This window comes from Oscillatoria sp. FACHB-1407 (assembly GCF_014697545.1).
In the GTDB taxonomy this organism is placed as follows: Bacteria; Cyanobacteriota; Cyanobacteriia; order Elainellales; family Elainellaceae; genus FACHB-1407.
In genome coordinates this window covers 201,505-223,862 of sequence record NZ_JACJSA010000008.1, presented here as the reverse complement: position 1 = coordinate 223,862, position 22,358 = coordinate 201,505, and the positions used below count along the sequence as shown (strand labels likewise).

21 protein-coding genes and 1 pseudogene are annotated in these 22,358 nt (G+C 50.3%); 14 read left to right on the top strand and 8 right to left on the bottom strand.

What is annotated here, in order from left to right:
* Positions 1-284: 284 nt before the first annotated feature.
* Positions 285-1,352 carry a flavin monoamine oxidase family protein gene (locus H6G89_RS15565; protein ID WP_190507899.1) on the bottom strand — a complete coding sequence of 356 codons (1,068 nt, stop codon included), beginning with the start codon at positions 1,350-1,352 and terminating at the stop codon, positions 285-287.
* 289 nt (positions 1,353-1,641) lie between these two features.
* Here H6G89_RS15565 and psaI point away from each other — a divergent pair, with 289 nt between their 5' ends.
* The 6 genes and pseudogenes from psaI to rtcA all read left to right on the top strand — a co-directional run bounded on the left by psaI (position 1,642) and on the right by rtcA (position 6,872).
* Entirely contained in the window at positions 1,642-1,758 is a 117-nt protein-coding gene (gene psaI, locus H6G89_RS15560; RefSeq protein ID WP_190507896.1) for a photosystem I reaction center subunit VIII, read from the top strand.
* A gap of 78 nt (positions 1,759-1,836) precedes the next feature.
* The gene (locus H6G89_RS15555; RefSeq protein ID WP_190507882.1) at positions 1,837-2,319 is read left to right on the top strand and encodes a photosystem I reaction center subunit XI; all 483 of its coding nucleotides are present in this window, start codon (positions 1,837-1,839) and stop codon (positions 2,317-2,319) included.
* A 302-nt stretch (positions 2,320-2,621) separates the two neighbouring features.
* A pseudogene (locus H6G89_RS15550) lies at positions 2,622-4,082 on the top strand (RtcB family protein).
* A gap of 57 nt (positions 4,083-4,139) precedes the next feature.
* A complete protein-coding gene (locus tag H6G89_RS15545; protein ID WP_190507879.1) occupies positions 4,140-5,036 on the top strand; it encodes a CobW family GTP-binding protein in 897 nt (298 codons plus the stop codon).
* A gap of 98 nt (positions 5,037-5,134) precedes the next feature.
* On the top strand, positions 5,135-5,566 hold the full coding sequence (locus H6G89_RS15540) for an archease (RefSeq protein ID WP_190507877.1): 432 nt from the start codon (positions 5,135-5,137) through the stop codon (positions 5,564-5,566).
* Between the two features lie 232 nt (positions 5,567-5,798).
* Positions 5,799-6,872: an RNA 3'-terminal phosphate cyclase gene (gene rtcA / locus H6G89_RS15535; RefSeq protein ID WP_190507876.1), complete on the top strand. Its 1,074-nt coding sequence runs from the start codon at positions 5,799-5,801 to the stop codon at positions 6,870-6,872.
* A 1,052-nt stretch (positions 6,873-7,924) separates the two neighbouring features.
* Here the strand turns inward: rtcA and H6G89_RS15530 are convergent.
* Both H6G89_RS15530 and H6G89_RS15525 read right to left on the bottom strand, forming a co-directional pair.
* On the bottom strand, positions 7,925-8,422 hold the full coding sequence (locus H6G89_RS15530) for an ankyrin repeat domain-containing protein (protein WP_190507874.1): 498 nt from the start codon (positions 8,420-8,422) through the stop codon (positions 7,925-7,927).
* A gap of 81 nt (positions 8,423-8,503) precedes the next feature.
* The gene (locus H6G89_RS15525) at positions 8,504-10,237 is read right to left on the bottom strand and encodes an ankyrin repeat domain-containing protein (protein ID WP_190507872.1); all 1,734 of its coding nucleotides are present in this window, start codon (positions 10,235-10,237) and stop codon (positions 8,504-8,506) included.
* A 244-nt stretch (positions 10,238-10,481) separates the two neighbouring features.
* Between H6G89_RS15525 and H6G89_RS15520 the strand changes: the two genes are divergently transcribed.
* The 3 genes from H6G89_RS15520 (at position 10,482) to H6G89_RS15510 (ending at position 11,827) form a co-directional block, all read left to right on the top strand.
* Positions 10,482-10,733: a hypothetical protein gene (locus H6G89_RS15520; RefSeq protein WP_190507871.1), complete on the top strand. Its 252-nt coding sequence runs from the start codon at positions 10,482-10,484 to the stop codon at positions 10,731-10,733.
* A gap of 77 nt (positions 10,734-10,810) precedes the next feature.
* Positions 10,811-11,353 carry an HNH endonuclease gene (locus tag H6G89_RS15515; protein WP_190507869.1) on the top strand — a complete coding sequence of 181 codons (543 nt, stop codon included), beginning with the start codon at positions 10,811-10,813 and terminating at the stop codon, positions 11,351-11,353.
* Positions 11,354-11,440: 87 nt separating this feature from the next.
* Positions 11,441-11,827 (top strand): alr0857 family protein, encoded by a 387-nt coding sequence (locus H6G89_RS15510; RefSeq protein ID WP_190507867.1) that lies wholly within the window; start codon positions 11,441-11,443, stop codon positions 11,825-11,827.
* 459 nt (positions 11,828-12,286) lie between these two features.
* Here H6G89_RS15510 and H6G89_RS15505 read toward each other — a convergent pair whose 3' ends face one another.
* Entirely contained in the window at positions 12,287-13,771 is a 1,485-nt protein-coding gene (locus H6G89_RS15505) for a S10 family peptidase (protein WP_190507865.1), read from the bottom strand.
* Between the two features lie 95 nt (positions 13,772-13,866).
* Between H6G89_RS15505 and H6G89_RS15500 the strand changes: the two genes are divergently transcribed.
* The 4 genes from H6G89_RS15500 to H6G89_RS15485 all read left to right on the top strand — a co-directional run bounded on the left by H6G89_RS15500 (position 13,867) and on the right by H6G89_RS15485 (position 16,433).
* Positions 13,867-14,193 carry a DUF952 domain-containing protein gene (locus tag H6G89_RS15500; protein WP_190507863.1) on the top strand — a complete coding sequence of 109 codons (327 nt, stop codon included), beginning with the start codon at positions 13,867-13,869 and terminating at the stop codon, positions 14,191-14,193.
* Positions 14,194-14,202: 9 nt separating this feature from the next.
* A complete protein-coding gene (locus tag H6G89_RS15495; RefSeq protein WP_190507861.1) occupies positions 14,203-14,781 on the top strand; it encodes a hypothetical protein in 579 nt (192 codons plus the stop codon).
* A 225-nt stretch (positions 14,782-15,006) separates the two neighbouring features.
* On the top strand, positions 15,007-15,564 hold the full coding sequence (locus H6G89_RS15490) for an RNA 2'-phosphotransferase (RefSeq protein ID WP_190507859.1): 558 nt from the start codon (positions 15,007-15,009) through the stop codon (positions 15,562-15,564).
* A 35-nt stretch (positions 15,565-15,599) separates the two neighbouring features.
* Positions 15,600-16,433, top strand: a complete 834-nt coding sequence (locus tag H6G89_RS15485) for a GNAT family N-acetyltransferase (protein WP_190507857.1) — start codon at positions 15,600-15,602, stop codon at positions 16,431-16,433.
* On the opposite strand, the gene H6G89_RS15480 is transcribed toward H6G89_RS15485, so the two are convergent.
* Positions 16,430-17,533, bottom strand: coding sequence for a spore photoproduct lyase family protein (locus H6G89_RS15480; protein ID WP_190507855.1), 1,104 nt, complete (start codon positions 17,531-17,533; stop codon positions 16,430-16,432). The genes H6G89_RS15485 and H6G89_RS15480 overlap by 4 nt on opposite strands.
* Before the next feature lie 89 nt (positions 17,534-17,622).
* Positions 17,623-17,952, bottom strand: coding sequence for a hypothetical protein (locus tag H6G89_RS15475; protein ID WP_190507853.1), 330 nt, complete (start codon positions 17,950-17,952; stop codon positions 17,623-17,625).
* A gap of 137 nt (positions 17,953-18,089) precedes the next feature.
* Between H6G89_RS15475 and H6G89_RS15470 the strand changes: the two genes are divergently transcribed.
* Entirely contained in the window at positions 18,090-18,470 is a 381-nt protein-coding gene (locus H6G89_RS15470; RefSeq protein ID WP_190507851.1) for a cupin domain-containing protein, read from the top strand.
* Between the two features lie 291 nt (positions 18,471-18,761).
* On the opposite strand, the gene H6G89_RS15465 is transcribed toward H6G89_RS15470, so the two are convergent.
* On the bottom strand, positions 18,762-20,462 hold the full coding sequence (locus tag H6G89_RS15465; protein ID WP_190507849.1) for a bifunctional pantoate--beta-alanine ligase/(d)CMP kinase: 1,701 nt from the start codon (positions 20,460-20,462) through the stop codon (positions 18,762-18,764).
* A 362-nt stretch (positions 20,463-20,824) separates the two neighbouring features.
* Positions 20,825-22,351: a DEAD/DEAH box helicase gene (locus H6G89_RS15460; protein WP_190507847.1), complete on the bottom strand. Its 1,527-nt coding sequence runs from the start codon at positions 22,349-22,351 to the stop codon at positions 20,825-20,827.
* Positions 22,352-22,358: the final 7 nt, after the last annotated feature.

Below are 22,358 nucleotides of genomic sequence, written 5' to 3'. Positions count from 1 at the left end.
TGGCTACGGCTATATGAAATGAAAGCTGAAGTGAAGGAGATAAGGCGTTGCTGAAGCCAGATATGATTCTCGATAACTGATCATCGTTGTAGAGGCGTTTCGCGAAATGTCCCTACAAAATGCATAGATTGGATCAGCAACACCAGAAATTAAATCCCTTATCTATTCACGACTCAAATCAGAACGTTACAGCAGCACTCTGTTGGGATGAGTGCATTGATTGAGAGACACGGGTAGAGTGACAGAGCTTATTGTTATAAGGCTTCACCTCTCCCGGTCACCATTCACACGAGAACGGCATTGAGAACCACCTGAGCCGCTAGTCGTCCAGTTTGTGCTGCGCCATTCATAAAGCCATAGAATTCGTCGCTAAACTGTTCTCCGGCAAAAACAAGATTGCCCACTGCTACATTCTGGCTCTCTTCTGGGTCATCTGACTCGATATAGCGAAACTCACTGAATTCCGTGTATTGTCCCGGCTTAAAGGTCGTGTAACCCCCTCCAATGAGTCTGTCTTGAGTCCAACGAGTGCGCAAAAAGCGATTCGTGGATGCTGCTGCAATTCCCGGTATGAGTGGATCGATCTGGCTAACAAATCGTTTGCCCTGCCAATCAATAAGTCCAGTACGAGTCGCGGCTACCTCATCGCCTCCCAAATAGAAAGTCAGCACGCCTTCGGGGCGATCGCCCTGCCGATCAGTGTCATCCCAGGTTGCCGAAAAGCCCAAATCACTCCAGGCTTCACCCGCAAAGCCGTTTTCCTGTCGCCAGATCTTGTTGTGAAAGCCTGCAAACAACTTTTCGTTAGAGCCGAGATTGACTTCCTGAATACAGCGTCTCAGGGTTGCTGGCAAATTCACTTGCAGATTCACCTGCCGCAACAGCGGAAAAGGAATTGCCAGGATGACATAGTCCGCGCTGACTGTTGAGCCATTGCCGAAGGTCAAACGGAAACCGGAACCATTGGATTGTAGCCGGGTCAGTCGCTTCTGGGTTTGAATTTGCCCTGATAGCGCATCAGCAAGCCCCTCAATGATTTTGCTATTGCCCCCTTCGACTAAAAATGCCTCATCACTGCTGAGCAGGGTTGCATCCTCATCCTCCACACTGGGAAGGTTAAACAGCAGTTGCAGAGCAGACGACTCCTCTGGCTCAACTCCATATTCTGTGCGAATGGTCAGTTCAATCAGGGTGCGGATGAAAGGGACAGTGAGCTTATCAGATTTGACAAACCGTCGGCGTGTCCAACGGCGGCGACTGCGGGGGGGATCGTCTGGGTCGTGTTGCCGATTAAGCCCCTGTGCTTTTTGTAGCGCACGAGTTAACAGGCGAAATAAAGGAGTATGCGCCATAGGTTCTCCAGTGTCGGAAGAAATGGGAAAACGAGATTAAAAGAAATTGTGTCTGCAACTAAATTAATAAAAAGTGCGCTTCAAAACCGCTTTAAAACTGCTCCAGGTTTTTTGACGGCTTGTACTTCCCCCAGTCACCCACCCTCAAATCAAAATGTGAGGCAGACGAGACTCGTCATTAGACCCGTAAACAGTGATGATTTGTTAAAAATCTTTAGCATTCTGCAAAAAGTTCTCATTTCGCAGTAGATTCTGTTCTGACGACTCTTTTAGATAGGAAGTTTTGGTTATGGCAGCCTCGTTCTTGCCTTCGATTTTTGTACCTATCATCGGATGGGTTTTCCCCGCTGTAACAATGGCGTTGTTGTTCATCTACATTGAGCGGGAAGACGCAGACGGTATCTAAATTTCCTCGCGAATCTTGATCTTTTTTACCCTGGAATCATTACGTAGGCGTTACAAAGAATTTTGGAGATAACCAAGCATGACACTGGATGTAGTCAAACCCGCAGATGACCCACAAATTGGCAATCTCGCTACTCCCATTAATTCCTCTCCTTTCACAAAAGCCTTGATTAACAATCTGCCCGCTTATCGAGCGGGTCTTTCTGCTCAACGGCGTGGATTAGAAATCGGAATGGCTCACGGTTACCTGCTGTTTGGACCTTTCGCTTTCACAAGTCAGTTCCGCAATTCGGCTGTGTCCGATATCGTTGGTCTGATTGAAGCCGTCATCTTAGTGGTAATTCTGACCATTTGCCTCTCCCTCTATGGTGGCGTTGGTGTTCAAAAGCCAATCGCGACCATCACGACCCCCAATCCTCCCGAATCCCTCAGCACATCCGAAGGCTGGAGCGAGTTCGCTGGAAGCTTTTTGGTCGGTGGCATCGGTGGAGCAGCGTTTGCTTACATTGTTTACGAAATCGTTAAATCCGGTGTGTTTGAGACTTTCGGCAACTTGCTGTAGTCTATCCGATTGTTGGTTTTTATATCCGTTCAAGTAGGCACCGGAAGCGTGATTGTCATGCTTCCGGTTTTTGTGTGTGGGTGAGCCTCCTCAGGGTTAGCGATGGATGAACCCGCAGAGGGAGGTTCTTTTTGGCTGGTCTGTAGACACTGGATGCAGTTTCGATGCGATCGCCAAGACCTGGATAGCCCACCCACACTGCCCAATCCCCCATGGCTTTAACCCAATACTGTGCGATCGCCCCATCCAGTACTCCTATCCACCCGCGAAGATGCCCTTCGCGCAGCCCATGAGGTGACGTAATGGCTCCGATCGATGGCTTAACTCAAATTTCGGATGTCATTTGGGAGATTCCCGTCTCTTACAAAGCGGGAATGCGAGTCCCTGCTCGGCTCTATGGCACTGAGAAATTGATTCGTGAATTGGATGATGCTGTCTACGACCAGATCACCAACGTTGCCACTCTTCCCGGCATCACCAAATATGCCCTGTGTATGCCCGATGGTCACTTTGGTTATGGCTTTCCCATTGGGGGTGTGGCGGCGATGGATGTCGATCAGGGCGGTGTGATTTCCCCGGGTGGTATTGGGTTTGACATCAACTGTGGGATGCGTCTGGTGACGACAAACCTGGAATACAAAGAGGTCAAACCGCACATCAAAAAATTGGTAGACAAGCTGTATGAGCGGGTTCCGGCAGGTGTTGGCAGTAGTGGATTTGTCAAACTCACCCGCAACGAGTTTCGCAAGGTGGCGGAGCAGGGGGCGCAGTGGTGCATTCACAATGGCTTTGGCTGGGAAGAAGACCTGGAACTGATGGAGGAACAGGGTTGCCTCAAGGGAGCCGATGCCAGCAAGATCAGTGAGAAGGCGATCGATCGCGGCGTTCACCAGATCGGCACTCTGGGGTCGGGCAACCATTACCTAGAAATTCAGGTTGCCAAACGGGAAAACATTTTTGATAAGGCTCTGGCGAAGGCGATGGGTATCACCCATCCCGATCAGGTGGTGGTGATGTTTCACTGTGGCAGTCGCGGGTTTGGGCATCAGGTCGCGACAGATTACCTGCAAAGCTTTCTCAAGGTGATGGAGAGCAAATACGGCATCAAAATTCTCGATCGCGAATTAGCCTGTGCCCCGTTTCACTCCCCTGAAGGGCAGGCATACTTCTCTGCAATGCAATGTGGCATCAACATGTCGTTTGCCAATCGACAGGTGATTTTGCACCGCATTCGTGAAGTGTTCTCCGAGGTGTTTGGGCGATCGCCTGAAGATCTGGGAATGCACATGGTCTATGACGTGGCGCACAACACCGCCAAGCTAGAGACGCATGTTGTGGATGGCAAGGAGCGATCGCTGCTGGTTCACCGCAAAGGGGCAACCCGTGCCTTTGGACCCGGAATGCCCGACCTGCCCTTCCGCTATCAGGAGATGGGACAACCCGTCATTATCGGTGGCAGTATGGAAACGGGGTCTTATCTGCTCACAGGTGTAGCCACTGGTGACCAAACCTTCTTTAGCACCGCCCATGGCAGCGGACGTACCATGAGTCGCACCAAAGCCCGCAAAACGTGGCAGGGGCAGCAACTGCAAAAGGAGATGCAATAACGGGGCATCTATGTTCGCAGTACTTCAAACACAGGACTGGCAGAAGAGGCGGGAGGAGCCTACAAAGACGTGGATGAGGTGATTGAAGCGGCAGAACTGGCAGGTATCAGTCAACGAGTGGCGCGATTAACGCCGATCGGCAATGTGAAGGGATAGTTTGAATGGGGGAAGCGACGCAATTCATCGCGTTTGTAGAGATTAGAGGAGTGAGGTATGGCAGGACGGACGCCAATTACTGTAATTACAGGACCACTGGGAAGCGGCAAGACGACGCTATTACGGCATATTCTGACTGTTATGCCCCGGAAGATCGCAATTTTGATGAATGAGTTTGGGGAGATTGCGATCGACACGAAGATTCTCCAGGGCAAGAATGTGGAGATGGCTGACTTGGGCGGGGGTTGTGTCTGTTGCTCGTTGTTAGGCGAATTTGAAGCGGCTGTAGATGAGATCATTACCACGGTTGATCCGGACTACCTGGTGGTGGAAACAACAGGGGTCGCAGAACCGGATGCGCTGGTATTCGACATTCAAGAGAGTTTGCCCCAAGTGCGGTTGGATGGTGTGATTACCGTCATGGATGCCGATGGTATGGTGAAGTATCCCCAAGTTGGACACACCAGTCGTATTCAAATTGAAGCAGCGGATATTTTGTTGCTTAACAAAGCGGATCTCGTTTCCGATAGTGAATTGGCAACCATAACCGACAAACTGCATACCCTGAATGAAGTCACCTCCATCATTCCCACCGTTCGCTGCCAAATTGACCCCGATTTGCTCTTTGGTATTGGTCGAGAGCGATCGCAACCTGCCCCGCATCACCACCATCAACCAGAATTTGAATCCTTCAGCTACACGTCTCAAGCCGTTTTCGATCGCCCCCGTTTTGCCGAATTCGCTGATTCTCTCAGCCCTGATGTCTATCGTGCCAAAGGATTTGTGCAATTTCCCGAAGGAACACACCTGTTTAACTTCGTCGCTGGTCGTTGGGATTTAGAACCCTTTGAGCCTGCTCCAACTAAACTCGTTTTCATCGGCAAACAGATCACTCAGCAACAAACTCAGATTTGCGATCGCCTCCAATCTTGCGAATTAAGCAAGAGACATTAGCAATAGGTAACCTGTTAACCGTGGTTGAAATGGGACATTAACTTTTCCCCGTATCCTGTAGCCTTTCCTTCACACCTCACACTCCATTCCCAACTCCAATGCCCTACGAATTTCTGGAAGACATCGCCACGGCTGACATCGCCTTTCGTTCCTGGGGAGATGATTTAGAGGAAGTGTTTAGAGCCGCAGGAGATGCGGTGATCAACACGATGATTGATAATTTGGAGGCGATCGCCCTGACAGAAACTCGTACCTTTCAACTCGAAAATGATGAACTTGATCTACTGCTATTTAACTTTCTGCAAGAGTTCGTTTATTACAAAGATAGTGAGTTGCTATTACTGAGAGCACAACAAGTTGAGATTGATAAACAAGAAGCTCTTTATCATCTAACAGCCATCACTCAAGGAGAATTATTGGATCGCGATCGCCATCACCAGCGAGTTGACGTTAAAGCGGTTACACTACATCAGTTTCAACTCAAAAAAATAGATAACGGATGGATGGCACAGGTTATTCTTGATATTTAATCGGCGTTGCTGAAATGACAAATGATACGTAAATTCCCAACGTGAGCGAGACGCTCACCCTATCGGGATCATCACAAGGGAGTGCGAGCATCTTGCTCGCGATTTCATATCCTCAATCAGCAACGCCATTTAATCCTGGTACAGCTTCATTGATACATCCCAAATCCAACATCTAAAATCCAAAATCCAAAATCCAAAATCCAACATCTAAAATCCAAAATCCAAAATCCAAATGCTATACATTGACGGTTCCTATGGAGAAGGGGGAGGGCAAATCCTTCGGACAAGTCTGAGTTTAGCGGCGATGACCGGGCAACCGATTCGCATCGATCGCATTCGAGCAGGGCGAGAAAAGCCAGGATTAGCTATTCAGCATTTAACCGGGGTTCGGGCGGCTGCAACGCTGTGTCAGGCAGAAGTAATGGGCGATCGCGTGGGTTCCACTCAGTTAGAATTCATTCCGCGTCAACCTGTACAAGCGGGACAGTATACCTTTGATGTGGCGCAAACGCTCGGAACTGGATCAGCCGGAGCCGTCACCCTGATTTTGCAAACCGTTTTGCTGCCTCTGGCAGTAATATCGGGTGAGTCAACGGTCATTTTGAGGGGAGGCACCTTCGTTGCCTGGAGTCCACCCGCACCCTATATTGAGCAGGTGTACCTTCCAGTGCTGCAACAGATGGGAGTGCAGGCAACGCTGAAGCTGGCTGCGTGGGGTTGGTATCCCCGTGGTGGGGGTGAGTTAATTTTGCAAGTCAGGGGGAACGGTAGTGGTGTTGGTTCGCTCCGCTCTATTCAATTGTTAGAACGGGGAACCTTACGCCAGATCCAGGGAGTGGCGATCGCAACTGAATTGCCCTCCCACATCCCTCAACGAATGGCGAGTCGAGCCGAAAATCTGTTAGCCGAAGCGCAACTCAAAGCCCAGGTGCAACCACGACGCGAACGCGGAGTTGGAGCCGGAACAGGCATTTTTTTGATGGCTGAGTATGACCATAGCCGCACAGGCTTTGGGGCAGTCGGGAAACTCGGACTCCCTGCTGAAGAAGTCGCTGCGATCGCCACCCAAGAGCTTTTAGAATTTCACAACCACGGTGCGCCTGTCGATGTCCATTTGGCGGATCAACTGCTGTTGCCTGCTGCTCTCGCTACCACACCCAGCCAATATCGAGTCGCTGAAGTCAGTACCCACTTAACGACCAATGCCTGGGTGATTGAACAGTTTGGGCTGGCAAAAGTTGCGATCGATGAGGCAACTCACCTGGTCACGGTCAGTCCTGTATCGCAATCACTTTCACAGAGGTGAACTCCTTCATAGGTCAGCTTTGCGCTTGTAGCTGCGGCTTCAATCATCAAAATCTTTATCTCAAACTCAGGTTAACCCAATTCCTGCGATTGGGAACACTCCTATTGGAGCCAGAGTGATCTGAGCTAGATGCAATGAATTTAGGAGCGATCGCCCATGGTTGTATAGCGATCGCCAAAACCATTAGGACATTGAATTTGAGCCCTGCTGAGAGAGACGCGATTAATCGCGTCTGTCCTGTTGAGTGCCTTGTCTTAACTGAGGTGACTACAGCTATATCAACAGGATTGTCAGAATTTCGAGAATGGATGGGAGCAAGAGGTTCTAAATACAGCATTTTTGCCGTAGAATCTCCCGTTGAGCAGGTTGCAGAAACGTTGTCACACCTGTTTCGAGTTGAAACCTGGATGCAACATGTCAGCACCGGAACATTAGCGGAGTTGCAGGGTGTGCCTATTGTTCAATTCAAAAATAGTCCTTGGGCAGTGGTGTATTGGAATTTGAAGCGATCCATTAACCTCAAACGGGACTGTCGCCAAATCTCCCAAAAAATTGCAGGGAAGGTGATTCAACTGTGGGAAGCAGATGAGTCTGGATGGATTGAGTGGATGGTTTGGCAGAATAATGACGATCGCGAAAGAGCAGAGCGAATGTATCACAATGACAGTGTTTACTTTGAGTCTTTTCTGCGCAAACGTTTAAACTTTAAGGGTCTTGAGCCAACCGCTCTGCGAGAACAGCTTCTCACCTCAGTCAACGACTTACTAACGGAACAGGGCGTTTACATCCCGTCGCTCGACCTCAATCTGGTTGATGCAAATATTGAGCGAGTTGATGTACTCGTTGTGCCTGCTCAACCCCTGGGAATGTGGGATTTTCAGACCGAAGTTCATGAAGGTCATCCAGAGTATGCCATCTTTGCGGTAAAAGCCCCAATCGAGCAGGTATCTGAGGCAGTTGCAACCTATGTCAAGGCAAAGGAGCGGCGACAAAACGTTAGGGAGGAAACTCCCGATCTCCGGCTTTTTCAGGGAGCCGAAGATCCAGAGCGTTTATTCGATCGCACCAAGACAGCGCAAGAGCTGAGCGATCGCCGTATGACCGTTTTCCAGGGCGATCGCCAGTGCTGTTTTGCCTTCCTCATTGCGAATGTTGAGATCGGCATTTGCTCGGATGAGAGCCTGTACAACGTCCAATCTGCCAAAGACTAACGCTTTCATGAGAGGTGTGTAGTTGCCTGTGCCGCTGATATTCGGATCTGCACCCGCCGAGATGAGCAACTCGACAACTTGCAAATGTCCCCAATAAGCAGCCTCAGAGAGGGCTGTTTCACCCTTATGGGTAGTAGCATTCGCATTCGCGCCTGCCGCTAACAACAGTTGTACGACGGTTGTCACTCCTTTAGCCGCCGCATAGATGAGAGCTGTCCAGCCACCCTTCGACTCAGCAGCATCTATATTGACCCCCGCTTGAATCAAGTCTCTAACCACCTCGACATTGCCATCAAACGCTGCCGATCGCAGCATGTCCTCGCGGGCTGCATGGCTCACCGGGTCACGCTTATCCTGACCAGCCGAGGTGATCAGTTTGGTAATCTCCTGATTTGCATAGGTGGCATGTTCAAAGGGTGTTCAATCCCAGCTTTTTTTGTGGGGATCGGCTCCGTATTCCAACAGCACTCGCACCACCTCGACGCAATTCTGCTGAACCGCCAGAAATAATGCCGTTTCACCCCGTTTATCCTGGGCATCTACGGTTGCGCCCGCCTCCAACAATAGCCGGACAATATTGGCGTGACCTGCCTCAGCCGCATACATCAACGGAGTTTTGCCCAACTTTTTACCGGGGCGATCGCTTAAGTTCGTCTCGGCTCCTGCCTCTACCAGTATTCGCACAGCTTCCAAATGTCCCCGTTCTGCGGCAAACATCAAAGCCGTTTTATAGCGAGGGTTGCGGCGTTCCTGCAATTCCACAGCGTTGGGGCTGACGCCTGCCTGTAATGCCGATCGCAAATCCTCTAAATTTCCCTGTTTAGCAGCCCCTAACAAAAAAGCGTCTGTGAATTGGGGGCTATCCTCTAGAGCCTGGTTACCAGCCTGCTCCAGTAATCGCACGATCGCTGTAAAGCCCTGTTGAATGGCAATATCTCGCGCAGTCCGTCCTTGTTTATCGGCGATCGCCACGTCTGCTCCTGCATCTAACAATGCCTGCACAATACCTGTATGCCCATTGTCGGTTGCATACAAAAGAGCGGTTTTTTGGTCTGAACTTTGCGCGATCGCATCTGCTACACCCTTCAACAGGTCAGGAATAAATCCTTTTGCCGGATCTGCGATCGCATTCACATCTGCCCCGTTTGCCAGCAAGATTGTGGCAATGTCCAGGTAGCCCTTCTCGGCAGCTAGCATTAACGCTGTTCTTCCTTGAAAATCACAGGTATTCGGGTTGGCTCCTGCTGCAACTAACGTCTGCACAATGGTTGTCATCCGAGAGAGTAAGCCTGCCCCATCTCCCGCTAACCCCCAGCTAGACAACGCCTGATTCATTTGAGGCGCAGAAAAGACAGCAAGCAGTGGAGACACCCCATCTTTTCTGGATTGGTTAGCGTCTGCACCCGCCGTTAACAGAGTATGAACGACAGCATCATATCCATGTAGACATGCATTGACTAAAGCTGTGTCACCGCCTCGATTGGTGCCATTCACGTCGCAACCTGCATTCAACAGAAGCTGAATAATTTCTGGCGTGTTAGTTTTCGACGCAGCCTCTACCAGTGGATTAAAGCCAGTGGCAAATGTGATTTCTGCGCCTGCATCCAGCAGGATTTGCAACATCTCGACATTGCCCTTGTCGATCGCCTTCTTTAAGGGACGAAAACCTGGATCATTCCAGTTCAAATCGGCTCCAGCATCCGCCAAAATTTTGACAATCTCCAACATCTCTTGGTCAGCTGCAAACTGCATTGCATCAAAGGTAAAGAAACGTTGAATGCGAACATTAACATCGGCTCCAGCCGCAACCAGTTCCCGAACCAGATCAACTCGCTCTGCCAGGACGGCTGCCATCAGCAGAGTGGGTTGATTGGGGTGTCGAGTTTGTGCCTCCGCTTCTACTAGCTTCTGGAACAGAGATTTGTTGCCCAATTGAGCAGCGTGCGACAGCCTGTCAAATAGGTCAGTAGGATTGGTATCGAATCTGCTTGGGTTGGCATCCGTAACGACTGCCTGAGCAAGCATTCCAATGATTTCTCCTAATTGCTGCATGATGGATTGTGTGTCACCATCGCAGTTACTCAAGTTAGTCAGACCAAGCAGTTCTTGCAAAGACGTTATTTCAGTTTCAGAATCTAGATCACCAGAAGGCATGGCTAACTTACCATTCGACATTTCATCCTACTGTCGGCATTGGTGAAATAGGCTCGGTATTAGTTCTGAATTCTCAGTAGTCCCACTCCCTGAGGATCTGGAATTATACTTCGGTTGCGTGTATCTCTAACCGAATGCTTTATGGCTATCCTGCAATGAATAAAGTTCGCGAAAACAGTAGACAATTTAATACTACAAGTGTAGTATTTAAATGAGATTTGTAATACAACTACGATAGCCTTCCATGATACGCACCCTTCCTGCTACCTTACGCACCGCTATGCAACGCCGACTCCGTTGGAGTTCGGGCAGAGCATCGGTGCGGTTTGCGTGTGAGGGGTTGTTTGTCTTTGAGGCCGTGTTTGCTGTTAAGGGAGTGTATCGACCCAGCCATAAATCCGTCCGTGAAGGCATCTTTACAGCCATTGCTGAATGGCTCAATTCAGATCATTTGACCGAGAGCGGGAGGTGCAGGGTAACCCTGGCACCGACATAGGGAAAAGCATATCAACTTCCCCAACCCCCGCTCCTGAAATGACAGAGGCGGGGGTTATTTTTTGAGGAGTGAAACCAATGCAAGCTCAAATACAGCATCAGCAGACCCAACAACCACCAATCCTGCAAAAACAGGTCGTGGTGTTTTCAAAGAACTACTTACCTCTGGCGCGGATCAACATCAAACGAGCCGTGGTGTTGCTGGTCACAGGACAGGCAGAGTCACTGGAATTTGGTAGCACTCAGCAATGGGAAGTGCGATCGCCCAGTGTCGTTCTCCAAATCCCGGAGCACATTCGCTTAACGAGTGGCAATCCTGAACGGCATTGGAAAGCACCTCCCGTCAATCGTCGCGAAGTCTTTCGTCGTGACAACCACACCTGCCAGTATTGCGGTAGCACCAAGCATCTGACCCTCGATCACGTTATTCCCCGCTCCAAAGGTGGAACCCATACCTGGGACAACGTTGTGGCAGCGTGTGCAACGTGCAACTCACTGAAGGGCGATCGCCTCTTACACGAAACCGGAATGGTGCTCAAAACCAAACCCAAAGCACCGCTCCATCCAGCGATTGCATTTGCTGAACAGTTTTGGAAAGAGCAAAACAAGCTTGAGGACTGAGTGTGGAGTGCTGAGCCAGTAGTCAATGGCTAATGGCTCGGCGACTTCCCATACCCCCCAATCCCTTGACTAAAGGAGAGACTGAGGATGTTAAAGCTGAACTACACCGAAGTTGGACTGTATATGGAATGGGTCGTAACTTCATTGGAGATGGCGATCGCGCAACGGGTTATCCTGGCGATGCGGTTGGGGCAAGCCCTCTCGGTGGAACCGGGTCGTGCCTCCTTTTTGCTACCTGCTGATATTCCTGAATTGGGGCATTTAGAAATCATGTTGCATCAGGAGTGCAGCGGAAATGTCATGATTACTCCCGTGAATGATCAGTTTGTGGAAGTGAGTCTGAGCGGAAGCTGGGTTGCCGACAGCAAGGAATCCCATGAGGGTATGTTCCTCGCTGTGATGAGTGATGGGGTTGAGTGCTTCATTTACAAGCTCTGGCAGATGAGCGAAGCGCACATTTCCTCATTGGTTTGATCTGGAATCCGGGTCAATCATCTCCTTGATGCAGCCCTCATCCCCAACCCATAGCCTACTGTGTACACAGATTTCTAAATTAACGTCAGTTCGGTTTAAGAGCCCGGCGAATGAATTCGCGGCTATTAGAGCGAAGTCCGCCGGCGCGGACTCCGGAAAATCAAGGTTTGAAGAACCGACGCAGGTCAGTTTTGCTCTTATAGCGGCGGTTTTAACCACCGAAATTCTTATCCCGAATTCACGTTATCCCGATTTAATGTTTGATTGTGGCAGATCACTGGGTAGGGGCGTTTCGCGAAACGCCCTTACGGAATCATGTGCAGCGAAGCCAATTCAAATTGGTATTAAATTAGGCGCATGGTTGTTTCAAGCGTGTGAAAACCAGGCTTTGGGGGGGTTCTCCCAACCCCAAAGTGCAAGTTTTACCATTTGAATCGGTATCAGGTGCCCCATCCCTGGTTACGCGATCGCCCGTTGATAAAACTGGGTCATCTCCGCAAACCATTGCTGCCGCGAAGCCTCCCAGGTATAGAACATGTGCCCACCCTGAAAATGTTGAATCGTCAGATTGGGGCGAACGTCTGGGTCAAGCTTCATCAGATCGGCGAGATGGTTAGAAGCAAAGTAAGGTGTGACCAGATCAAACAGTCCGTGGGTGATGTAAACCTGCATGTAGGGGTTCAGCGTCATCCCCACCCGTAGATCATCCACTGCACCAATAAAACCCTGTTTCAACCCACCTTTGAGTTCAAATTTCCAGGCTTTGAAGGTTTCAAAATTGAGTAGATGGTAGGTCAAATTGGTTTCAACGCCTAATGTGCCGCGCAAATGGCTATTGATGCCCCCTGTGAACAGCCGATCTAACCCATCCAGTGTTGGATCGGTGCCCTCATAGAGGGGGCGATCGGGAAAGGGATCGATCGCTGTAATAGAGGCATCATACAAACCCACAATACGCTGGCGATCGCGCAGCAACTCTCTTGCAAATCCCTCAATCCCAATCCGTCCACCCTGCCGAGCGACAAACTCCACTGGCAACCCGATTAAATCTGCAATCTGTTGGTAGACCTGCTGTTGTTCATCCTCTGAAACAGATTCGCCCATTGCTAGAAACGGAATAAGCGTTTTGCGGGCAAACAACTCAGCCTCCGCGAGATGGGTCTGCAAAGTCTCACCGACACGTTGAGCGCGATTATGATGCACTGCCGCTCCAGCCATTGACGGCAGGACAGCAGCCCAGGCAGTCACGTTGTAATCAGTCCCCTCTAACAAGCTGAACTCCAGCACGGGGGAAATGATAATCGCACCGGACAAGCCTACCCCATAGTTTTGTTGGAGTTTACGCGCCAGTTTTGCCACTCGAAACCCACCATAACTTTCGCCTGCAATGAAGATGGGAGACAACCAGCGATTGTGTTTTGAGAGAAAGGTCTGGATGAACTCTGCCAGAGCATTTAAGTCCCGTTCTACTTCCCAAAATTCCGTTTCTTTTTCCTCTGGTTTGTCAGCTTTTGCTTTCTCATCGGCTTTAGCCTCCTCCTTATCCAGGGTGACTGCCCGACTAAAGCCTGTTCCCACCGGGTCAATAAACACCAGATCGGAAAAACTCAACCAACTCTCAGCATTGTCTACAACCTTTACCGGGGGTTGGGGCAACGTGCCCTGCTGTCCAAATGCGACCCGCTTGGGTCCCAATGCGCCCATGTGCAAATAAGCAGAAGCAGCACCCGGTCCACCATTAAACACAAACGTCAGAGGACGGGGTGTCGTGCTCTGATGGTCGGCGAAATACGCCACATGAAAGATTTCGGCAATGGCTTTCTCACGCTCATACAATGGTTGCCATTCAGCGATCGCTTTGTAGCGAATCTCCCCACTGGATAGCGGTAGACTGTGCTCTGTGATGCTGGACTTGCGCGTTGTCGATGGGGTGGAATCGGACATAATTATGGCTTGAACCCTGGCGTAATCTTTTCATTAAACGGCAAAAGTTGCCGATCAAAAAACACTGTTAGTATGATCTTCTTTTTAAGTCACTCATGATTTTTCACATCACATCGCGATCGCACTGGCAACAGGCTCAATCCATTGGGGAATATCGGGCTGACAGCTTAACGACAGAAGGATTCATCCATTGCTCTAAAGCCGAACAAGTCATTTGGGTTGCCAATCAGTTTTATCGCAATAGCCCAGATTTAGTGTTGTTGCACATTGATCCAAGCAAACTCACGGCTGAATTACGCTACGACGCGATCGAGACGGGCGAGGAGTTTCCACATTTGTATGGCGCACTCAACCTGGATGCGGTCACTCAGGTCATTGACTTTTCACCCCAACCCGATGGCACTTTCTCTGAACTATCGTAACTTTGCTTTATGCGCCCCTGTCCCCTGTTTCTGACGTTAGCCATTCTGCTGTTGCCGCTTCCGGGTTTAGCGCAGTCTCAACGTCATGCCACAGAAATAGAAATCGAGAGAATGGTGTTAGAAATGCGTCAGGGGATTCCCAAGCTGATGCAGAGTGGGTATTACAGCGATCGCCGCAGTCCTGAAGAGTATCAACAACAGGCAGCATTTGTCGAAACCTGGTCTGAAATAGATGGTGCAATTGCTCCATTTTTAGGAGACTGGTCAGCCATGGAAGAAAACTTGCTGATCTATCCTCTCCCGGCTCCAGGAGAGGTTTGCATCATCGACAGTCGTTTAGACGAGTCCGATTTCTATCAGGGCAGAGTCGTGAATGGCAACTTGTACACCGACACAAATCTAATATTCGTTCTTGATAGTGGCTTTCTGGTCAACATATCGGTTTATGACGATCAGGCGTACCATTACGAATACGCGAATCCCCGTCCTGTCGAGAATCCGACAACGTCCACTTACTACAGGGAATATCACCCGCAGATTGTCGTACAGTTTCAACAAGCAGGATGTCTGGTCAAGGTGCCAGAGTAAGGAATGGGAATTAAAGTAAGTTCGATGGTTGGTAGGGGCGGGTTTTGCCATCAAATTCATTGCAGGGCAGAGATGAGTTTGCTAAACCCGCCCGTACAGTTTGCGGATTTATCAAATCCACGATCCTGAGGGAAAATCTATCAGTCGTTTCATGGCATACGCAATCCGGGAAAGGCTGTGTAGTATTTGTAGTATGAGACAAGAATTTAACCCAGACGGCAGGCTATGGATGAAAAACGACAGGTCAACGTTAGTAAGTACCTGAGCAAACATTTGCGGCACACACCAGAAGCCCTTGGGCTGACGCTTGCTCCAGGAGGTTGGGTTGATGTGGATGAATTGTTGTCAGCCTGCGCCGCGCGTCAGTTTCCCATAACTCGTGCGGAGTTGGAAGCAGTCGTCGCTAACAGTGATAAGCAGCGATTCTCGTTTGATGAGACAAAGACGCGCATTCGTGCCAATCAAGGGCACAGTGTCGAGGTAGATTTGCAACTGGAGCCGCAAACTCCGCCAGACGTGTTGTATCACGGCACAGGAGAGAAATCAGTTCCGTTGATTGTGCGATCGGGATTGGTCAAAATGTCACGTCATCATGTGCATTTATCGCGAGATGTAGAAACGGCTCATAAAGTTGGGATGCGGCATGGTCGTCCTGTGATTTTTGAAGTGGATAGTGCAGCCATGCAACAAGCGGGGTTTGTCTTTTACTGCTCAGCAAATGGAGTCTGGTTAGTGGATGAAGTTCCAGCGCAATATTTAAAAGTTCTCGAAACTCAAACCTAAAATCTATTTCTTCTTTCTGCTTCAGGGAAGCTACTATGCAGCTACATCGATTTGATAGCGTTCAGGAATTTTGGCAACAGGTTCAAGCCTATTTGGTGCAGTATGAGGCGGAACATAATGCACTGCTGGGCATTGTGCAAACGCTGTTGCATTTTCCAGAGCGATATCCTGAACCGCCTTATCTGGCAACGGTTCAAGTAAATGATGAGATTGTGGCGATCGCCCTCCGCACTCCTCCAGGTCACCTTCTGCTGTCTAAAGCCCAGGATTCAGATGCTTTAAAGCTGATTGCCCAGGATGTGCAATACGATCCATTGTCAGGGGTTAGCAGTTTGGTCGCCGAGGCAGACGCATTCGTAAAAATGTGGCAAACGCTAACGGGGCAAGCCTGTCACTGTGAGATGGAGTCGAGAATTTATCAGTTAACCCAGGTAAAACCCGTGGGCAGAGCGAGTGGATCGCTCAGGTTGGCGACTGAGGGCGATCGCCCGTTGTTATTGGACTGGTTCACTGCGTTTAATGTGGCAATTGACGGGGTTGTTCCCAACGACATCGAACGCAGAGTGGATGTTGAGTTAAAGCGGCAGAGCACCTATCTCTGGGAAAACGAGACTCCCGTTGCGATGGTGGGTGGCAGACCGTTTTCACCGACCGCAGCCCGAATTGCGCCTGTCTATACCCCACCCAAACATCGCCGCAAAGGATACGCGACCGCCTGTGTTGCGGCTGTTAGCCAAATGCTGTTGGATCAGGGCTGTAAATCCTGTTTTTTGTTTACAGATTTAGCCAATCCCACCTCAAATCGTATCTATCAGCAAATTGGTTATCGTCCTGTGTGTGATTGGCACGAATATGCCTTCATCCACTAGAACGCATAGCGGATGTTGCAATAGGGCAGGCGTTCTCGGATCAACTCACATAGACCATCCACCAACGTCCCCTTAAAACCTCGCTTATAGCGCACATTCCTGCCCCCCGTCTGCGAGAACTTTGTCTCCTGCAACTCTGGTCGCCACAACAACTTCTCAGCCTGGGGATGCCAGCCCAGGTTGACTTCATGGAGGCGATCGTTGTGCGTCAGAAAAATTACCTCTGCCTGCAACTGCTCCTTGGCTTTGTTAGAGAGCGTGTCGTCAATCTGCTCAAACAACTGCTCGTACTCTGGCAACCAGTCGTCGTAGTAAATCACAGGCGCAAAGTTGACGTGAACCTCATACCCAGCCTCAACAAAGTCGTTAATGGCTGCAATGCGATCGCCAACACTGGAGGTGCGAATATCAACCACTGAAGCTTTGGATTGAGGCATCAGGCTAAAGCGAATGCGGGTTTTGCCCTGCGGGTCGTAACTCAGCAACTCGCGCTTCACTCGCTTAGTGGCAAAGGTCGCCTTCGCATTAGGAATGTCACGAAATAGCGTAATGATGTCCTTCACGTTGTCAGAAATCGCTGCATCGACGGAACAATCGCTATTCTCGCCAATCTCATAAACCCAATACTGCGGATCAACTTGATTTGGCTCTGGCTTATTGCCCTGTTTAGCAGCGTGACGCTTGATGTAGCGAGTGATCTGCTCGATATTGACAAACGTGGTGATGGGATTCGCAAATCCCTTGCGACGAGCCACATAGCAATAACCGCAAGCCATCGCACACCCATTTGCGTGAGACGGTGCGACAAAATCAGAACTGCGATCGTTGGGGCGAGCTTGCAGCGACTTCTTCACACCGAGCACGAGCACAGTGCGCTTGATGCGGTTCCAATCTTCAACGGCTCCCTCGTTGCCGTGTAGCTCAGGAATGTTCCAGTGAGAATCAACTTCAATCAACTGAGCATTGGGGTAGTTGGCAAGAATGCTCTGAGCACGCGGATAGTCGAGAACGGCAGGTTCGTAATAGATCTCTTTGATGTTCAATAAACGGTTAAAGTCGTCTGACTGGACGGAATTAGGTTGAAGTGTTGGAGTCGTCAAAACAGCAGCACCTGAATTGCTAGAACACTTCAGGATAGCGGCAATTGAGCGATCGCCTGGTCAAGAGAACCGATCATCCAGCGATCGGCTTACCGCTCAAGCAATCCCTTTTTTCCTTGCTTGCCACGCCAGGTCAAACTGTTTTGATTGAGTTGTTCTAGATAAGAGTCTGATTGGGTCATGATGGCGTTGGCTAGGGCGATCGCTTCTTCTAACTGCTCCTCAGTCAATTGTTTGTATGCTGCTTCTCGTGTGCGTTCCAACACGTCATACCAACAACAACCAAACAAATTATCCAAAATAATGCGTTGAAAGCAGTGGTTCTCACGAATTGGGAAGTGGCGAGAGGTCGCCAGATTCGGTAAGACGTGATTTGTCAACTCAAGATACTGATGGCGGAGTTGGGTCAGACGATCCATGGCGTGTGGGAGTTAAAAAACAATGCATGGTAGGTTTGATGACGTCAGCGCGATCGCTTGTGCAAGTCACCAGAATGACAATCCTCAAATGGGTTCAGTGAGATAATTGCCTCTTCTGATCGTGACAGAAGATAACCATGAGCATGACTCGCCGATTCAAGAGTGCTGATTTTTTTCAACCTGCCGATGGAGAACCGATTCGATCGGTTGTCACGGAATCTGTCAATGCTACTGTTGTTGCCTGGTACGTTAAGCCAGGGCAATCGATCCTGCCGCACATTCACCCTTCTGGACAGGACACCTGGACGATCTTGAGCGGAGTAGGTGACTATTATCTCGACCAGACAGGCACAACAATGGCGATCGCCGCTGGAGATATTGTGGTTGCCCCTACGGGGTGCGTTCATGGTGTAACCAATAGGGGCGATGAGCCATTCGTATTTATCTCTGTTGTTTCCCCAGCAGAGGCAGGGTATGAGCCTATACCCCTGGAAAATAGCTTTGGTCAGAAAGCTTAAGGCAAAGGCAATGACTCAAACACGAATTTGGTAGTGTTTCAGATCTGTTGCTACTAACCCCCGGCTGTCGCCGTCCCCCTTGGTAAGGGGGACTACAGGGGGTCTTACAGAGGTTATCAACAGGTTTGGAACATCACCCCCCCCTTATGTCCTAATGCATATGCGTAGGCTATACCAATTTGAATTGGCTTCGCTGCACAGGATTCCGTAAGGGCGTTTCGCAAAACGCCCCTACCCAGTGATCTGCCACAATCAAACATTAAATCGGCATTAGCTACGGCTATAGCCGCGTCAATGGTCACGGGTTTGTGACGTTGGGTTGACTGCCAACCGTTGGCGATAAAGATCAATGATTTTGTGGGTTACTTCTGCGATCGTCATTCCATCTGTGACAATTTCAATCGCATCTGCTGCTTTTTGCAACGGGGAGATCGCACGGGTACTGTCTTTGCGATCGCGCTCAAAGATGCTTCGTTCCAGTTCTTCCAGGTCGATTTCAAGTTGTCCCTGATTTTTCAAATCTAACTGCCGTCGGCGTGCCCGTTCCTGTACCGATGCGGTCAAGAAAATTTTGAGTTCGGCATCTGGGAAAACGTGAGTGCCAATATCGCGCCCATCCATGACGACACCCCCCTTGCGCCCATACTCCTGTTGACGCTTGACCAAGGCTTGTCGCACCGCCGCTTGAGCCGCGATCGCAGACACTTGAGCCGTAACTTCGGGGCTACGGATGACCTGCGTGACATCCTGACCGTTGATCCAGACCCTCGGCTTAAGTAGTGATGTGTGCATGTGAATCGGCTCTGCGGAAGAGTCCTCTTCGGGATTCTCCAACACGATGTCGCATTGACTAACTAATTCCGCGATCGCTGGTTCATCATCGATTGCCACTCCCGACTGCAAGACCAGCCAGGTGACAGCACGGTACATCGCTCCCGTATCGAGATAGAGTAACCCTAGTTTTTGTGCGACCTGTCGCACCACAGTTGACTTTCCCGCACCAGCAGGTCCATCAATGGCAATAATAGGTTGGCGATTTCGCAGAATTATATTGTCGATCAAGCGGGTATTACCCACATAGGCCGCGATCGCCAGCAAACCCACTTCCTCAACCGTCGCTAGTGGCATCATCGTCTCAGGATGCACCAACTCGACGTATTCCACTCGCACATCGGGGGTTGTCGCCAACTCTGCCTTGACTGCGGCAAGCAAGTCATCACTGTGGGCGTTACCCCGACAAAATAGCTCTTCTGCCTGTTGCAGAGCGCGGCTCAATACCGTTGCTTGCGATCGCTGCTGTTCACTTAAGTAACGATTGCGAGAACTTAACGCTAACCCATCGGGTTCACGCACAATGGGACAGGGGATAATTTCTACAGACAAGTTCAAATCCTTCACCACTCGTTGCAAAATTGCTAGTTGTTGAGCGTCCTTTTGCCCAAAATAGGCGCGATTGGGCTGCACCAGATGGAATAGCTTCGTGACTACGGTAGCAACCCCTTCAAAGTGCCCTGGACGAAAATGACCACACAATCTCGACATCATATCAACAGGTGGAATCACTTGTGTCAATGTCTGTTTGTTTACAGAATTTGCAGGCGCAAAATCGACCGTTCCATACAGTTCCTCTGCGCTAGGTGCAAAAATGACATCCACTCCTGCCTGTTCACAAATAACCTGGTCAGACTCTAGCGTTCGGGGATATTTTTGAAAATCTTCGTTGGGTCCAAATTGCAGCGGGTTAACGAAAATGCTGACAACGACCACATCTGTCTCACGACGCGCCCGTCGAATCAGGCTGAGATGCCCCTCGTGCAACGCGCCCATGGTTGGTACCAAACCCACAGTCACCGGAACAGATGGAAAGGTGATGCCCTCCCCAGAGGAACGGCTTTGCATCGCGCCCCCCCTGTTCTCGTCTTTTGCCTGCCACCCTGGCTTTACCAGATTGAGATAGCAGCGTAAACCAGCAACTGTCCTAAACAGGCGCACTCCAGTTTCCTCAATAAATCATCCCCCGTCTAGTAGTGTACTGAATCCCGATAGACCCTGCTTGCGTCGAGGAGGGTATAGGGCGTGAGGGGTAAGGCATAGGGGAAATATAGCCGTAGCGACTTGGGTTAGGACAGGGTGCAGGGGTAGAACCGCTGACCGGGGCACAGCCCGCACACCCTTTCTAACCTGAATCAAGTGGCGATAGCTGTAAAAGGATAAAAGATGAGAGTTGAAAAAGAAGCCTGAAGTATCAGGATGATCCTTCAAAACCTCGCTGTTTATCCTTCAGCCTTGAGCTTGTATCGTCTTTTTTCCTTTAGCCCCTTCTTTTTTCCCTCTTCCCTCTTCTATCTTCTCCCTTATCCTTCATCCTTCCCCACTCCTTGCTCCCTCGCTTCCTCCTCTCCTGTGCCATCTCCCCACTGACCAGATTCCTCTGCTGCCAGGGGCAAACGTCGAGCCGCTACCTCATACGGAGATGTAGGCACCAGTTCTAATTGGCGAGGCTGACGATGGGGTTGAGGGGGAGTGCGGCGGCGACGAGAGACGTTTTCCTCCGTAGTTTCCTCAGCAATGACTTCGTAGAGAATGGCGGTTTTGTTGGCTTGTCCTTTTCGCAAAACTCGCCCCAAGCGTTGAATGTATTCGCGGGTTGAGCCAGTTCCCGATAGCAAAATAGCAACACTGGCAGCAGGCACATCTACCCCCTCGTTCAGCACATGGGACGCAACGAGGGTTTTGTAGGTGCCCTCCCGAAACTTTTGCAAAATGTCGTGGCGTTCTTTGACGGGGGTTTGATGGGTGATCGCGGGGATCAGGAAGTCCTGTGAGATGCGATACACGGTGGCATTGTCATTCGTAAAAATCAGAGTTTGCTCTGGATAGTGTTGTGTCAGCAAATCGGCTAAAACCCGCAATTTGCCTGCTGTGCCCAAAGCGATCGCCCGTGCCTCCCGATGAGCTAACATGGCGCGTCGTCCTGCTTGTGATTGAGCACTCGCCTGGACAAAGCGTTGCCATCCTTCCAGTGTGCCCAGCCACAAATTGGATTTTTCTAAAAACTGGTTGCGCGTTTGAATCAGGTGATCGTAGCGATCGCGCTCTTCCTGTGACAGGGTGACCTTGACCTGAACGATGTCGTGGGGTGCCAGGGCTTTTCCTGCCAGATCCTCAGCGGTGCGATAATACACCACCGATCCCAACAGGGTATCGAGATCGGCGTGTCTGCCATCAGCACGGTCGGGCGTTGCGGTTAAACCCAGACGATAGGGGGCGATCGCGTACTCTGCAATTACTCGATTGAAATCACTGGGCAAGTGGTGACACTCATCACAAATCAATAACCCATAGCGATTTCCCAACGTTTCAGCATGAATCGCAGCACTATCATAAGTGGCTACCAGAATGGCGGTGCGATCCTTAGAGCCACCCCCCAGCAAGCCCACGTCTGCATCCGGAAATGCGGCTAACAGGTGAGCATACCACTGATGCATCAAATCCAATGTGGGAACCGTAATCAGGGCATTTCGAGGGGTAACCTGCATCGCCATCTGTGCCAGGTAGGTCTTTCCAGCAGCGGTGGGCAACACCACCACTCCCCGGCGTCCCGCTTGAGTCCAGGCAGCGAGTGCCTCTTGTTGATGAGGATAGGGTTCGCGCTCTAAGGCAGTTTTTAGGGCGATCGCCTCAAACCCTTTTGCCTCATCGGTAAACGCGATTCCTTCGGCTTGCAACGTCTCTACCAATTCCCGGTAATGCATTGCTGGAATGCGGAACCGCTCCACGCGGTCATCCCAGGTAGCATAATCCATCCACCCTTTTCCTTTGGGGGGCGGATGAAGGATCAGCGTGCCCCGATCAAACCGCAGCGTGGGGGTACGAGCCATTGCACCT

Bases quoted from the DNA above. Each gene is read 5' to 3' on its own strand.
- H6G89_RS15565 (WP_190507899.1), bottom strand. From the start codon at position 1,352: ATGGCGCATACTCCTTTATTTCGCCTGTTAACTCGTGCGCTACAAAAA.
- psaI (WP_190507896.1), top strand. From the start codon at position 1,642: ATGGCAGCCTCGTTCTTGCCTTCGATTTTTGTACCTATCATCGGATGG.
- H6G89_RS15555 (WP_190507882.1), top strand. From the start codon at position 1,837: ATGACACTGGATGTAGTCAAACCCGCAGATGACCCACAAATTGGCAAT.
- H6G89_RS15545 (WP_190507879.1), top strand. From the start codon at position 4,140: ATGGCAGGACGGACGCCAATTACTGTAATTACAGGACCACTGGGAAGC.
- H6G89_RS15540 (WP_190507877.1), top strand. From the start codon at position 5,135: ATGCCCTACGAATTTCTGGAAGACATCGCCACGGCTGACATCGCCTTT.
- rtcA (WP_190507876.1), top strand. From the start codon at position 5,799: ATGCTATACATTGACGGTTCCTATGGAGAAGGGGGAGGGCAAATCCTT.
- H6G89_RS15525 (WP_190507872.1), bottom strand. From the start codon at position 10,237: ATGCCTTCTGGTGATCTAGATTCTGAAACTGAAATAACGTCTTTGCAA.
- H6G89_RS15520 (WP_190507871.1), top strand. From the start codon at position 10,482: ATGATACGCACCCTTCCTGCTACCTTACGCACCGCTATGCAACGCCGA.
- H6G89_RS15515 (WP_190507869.1), top strand. From the start codon at position 10,811: ATGCAAGCTCAAATACAGCATCAGCAGACCCAACAACCACCAATCCTG.
- H6G89_RS15510 (WP_190507867.1), top strand. From the start codon at position 11,441: ATGTTAAAGCTGAACTACACCGAAGTTGGACTGTATATGGAATGGGTC.
- H6G89_RS15505 (WP_190507865.1), bottom strand. From the start codon at position 13,771: ATGTCCGATTCCACCCCATCGACAACGCGCAAGTCCAGCATCACAGAG.
- H6G89_RS15500 (WP_190507863.1), top strand. From the start codon at position 13,867: ATGATTTTTCACATCACATCGCGATCGCACTGGCAACAGGCTCAATCC.
- H6G89_RS15495 (WP_190507861.1), top strand. From the start codon at position 14,203: ATGCGCCCCTGTCCCCTGTTTCTGACGTTAGCCATTCTGCTGTTGCCG.
- H6G89_RS15490 (WP_190507859.1), top strand. From the start codon at position 15,007: ATGGATGAAAAACGACAGGTCAACGTTAGTAAGTACCTGAGCAAACAT.
- H6G89_RS15485 (WP_190507857.1), top strand. From the start codon at position 15,600: ATGCAGCTACATCGATTTGATAGCGTTCAGGAATTTTGGCAACAGGTT.
- H6G89_RS15475 (WP_190507853.1), bottom strand. From the start codon at position 17,952: ATGGATCGTCTGACCCAACTCCGCCATCAGTATCTTGAGTTGACAAAT.
- H6G89_RS15470 (WP_190507851.1), top strand. From the start codon at position 18,090: ATGAGCATGACTCGCCGATTCAAGAGTGCTGATTTTTTTCAACCTGCC.
- H6G89_RS15460 (WP_190507847.1), bottom strand. From the start codon at position 22,351: ATGGCTCGTACCCCCACGCTGCGGTTTGATCGGGGCACGCTGATCCTT.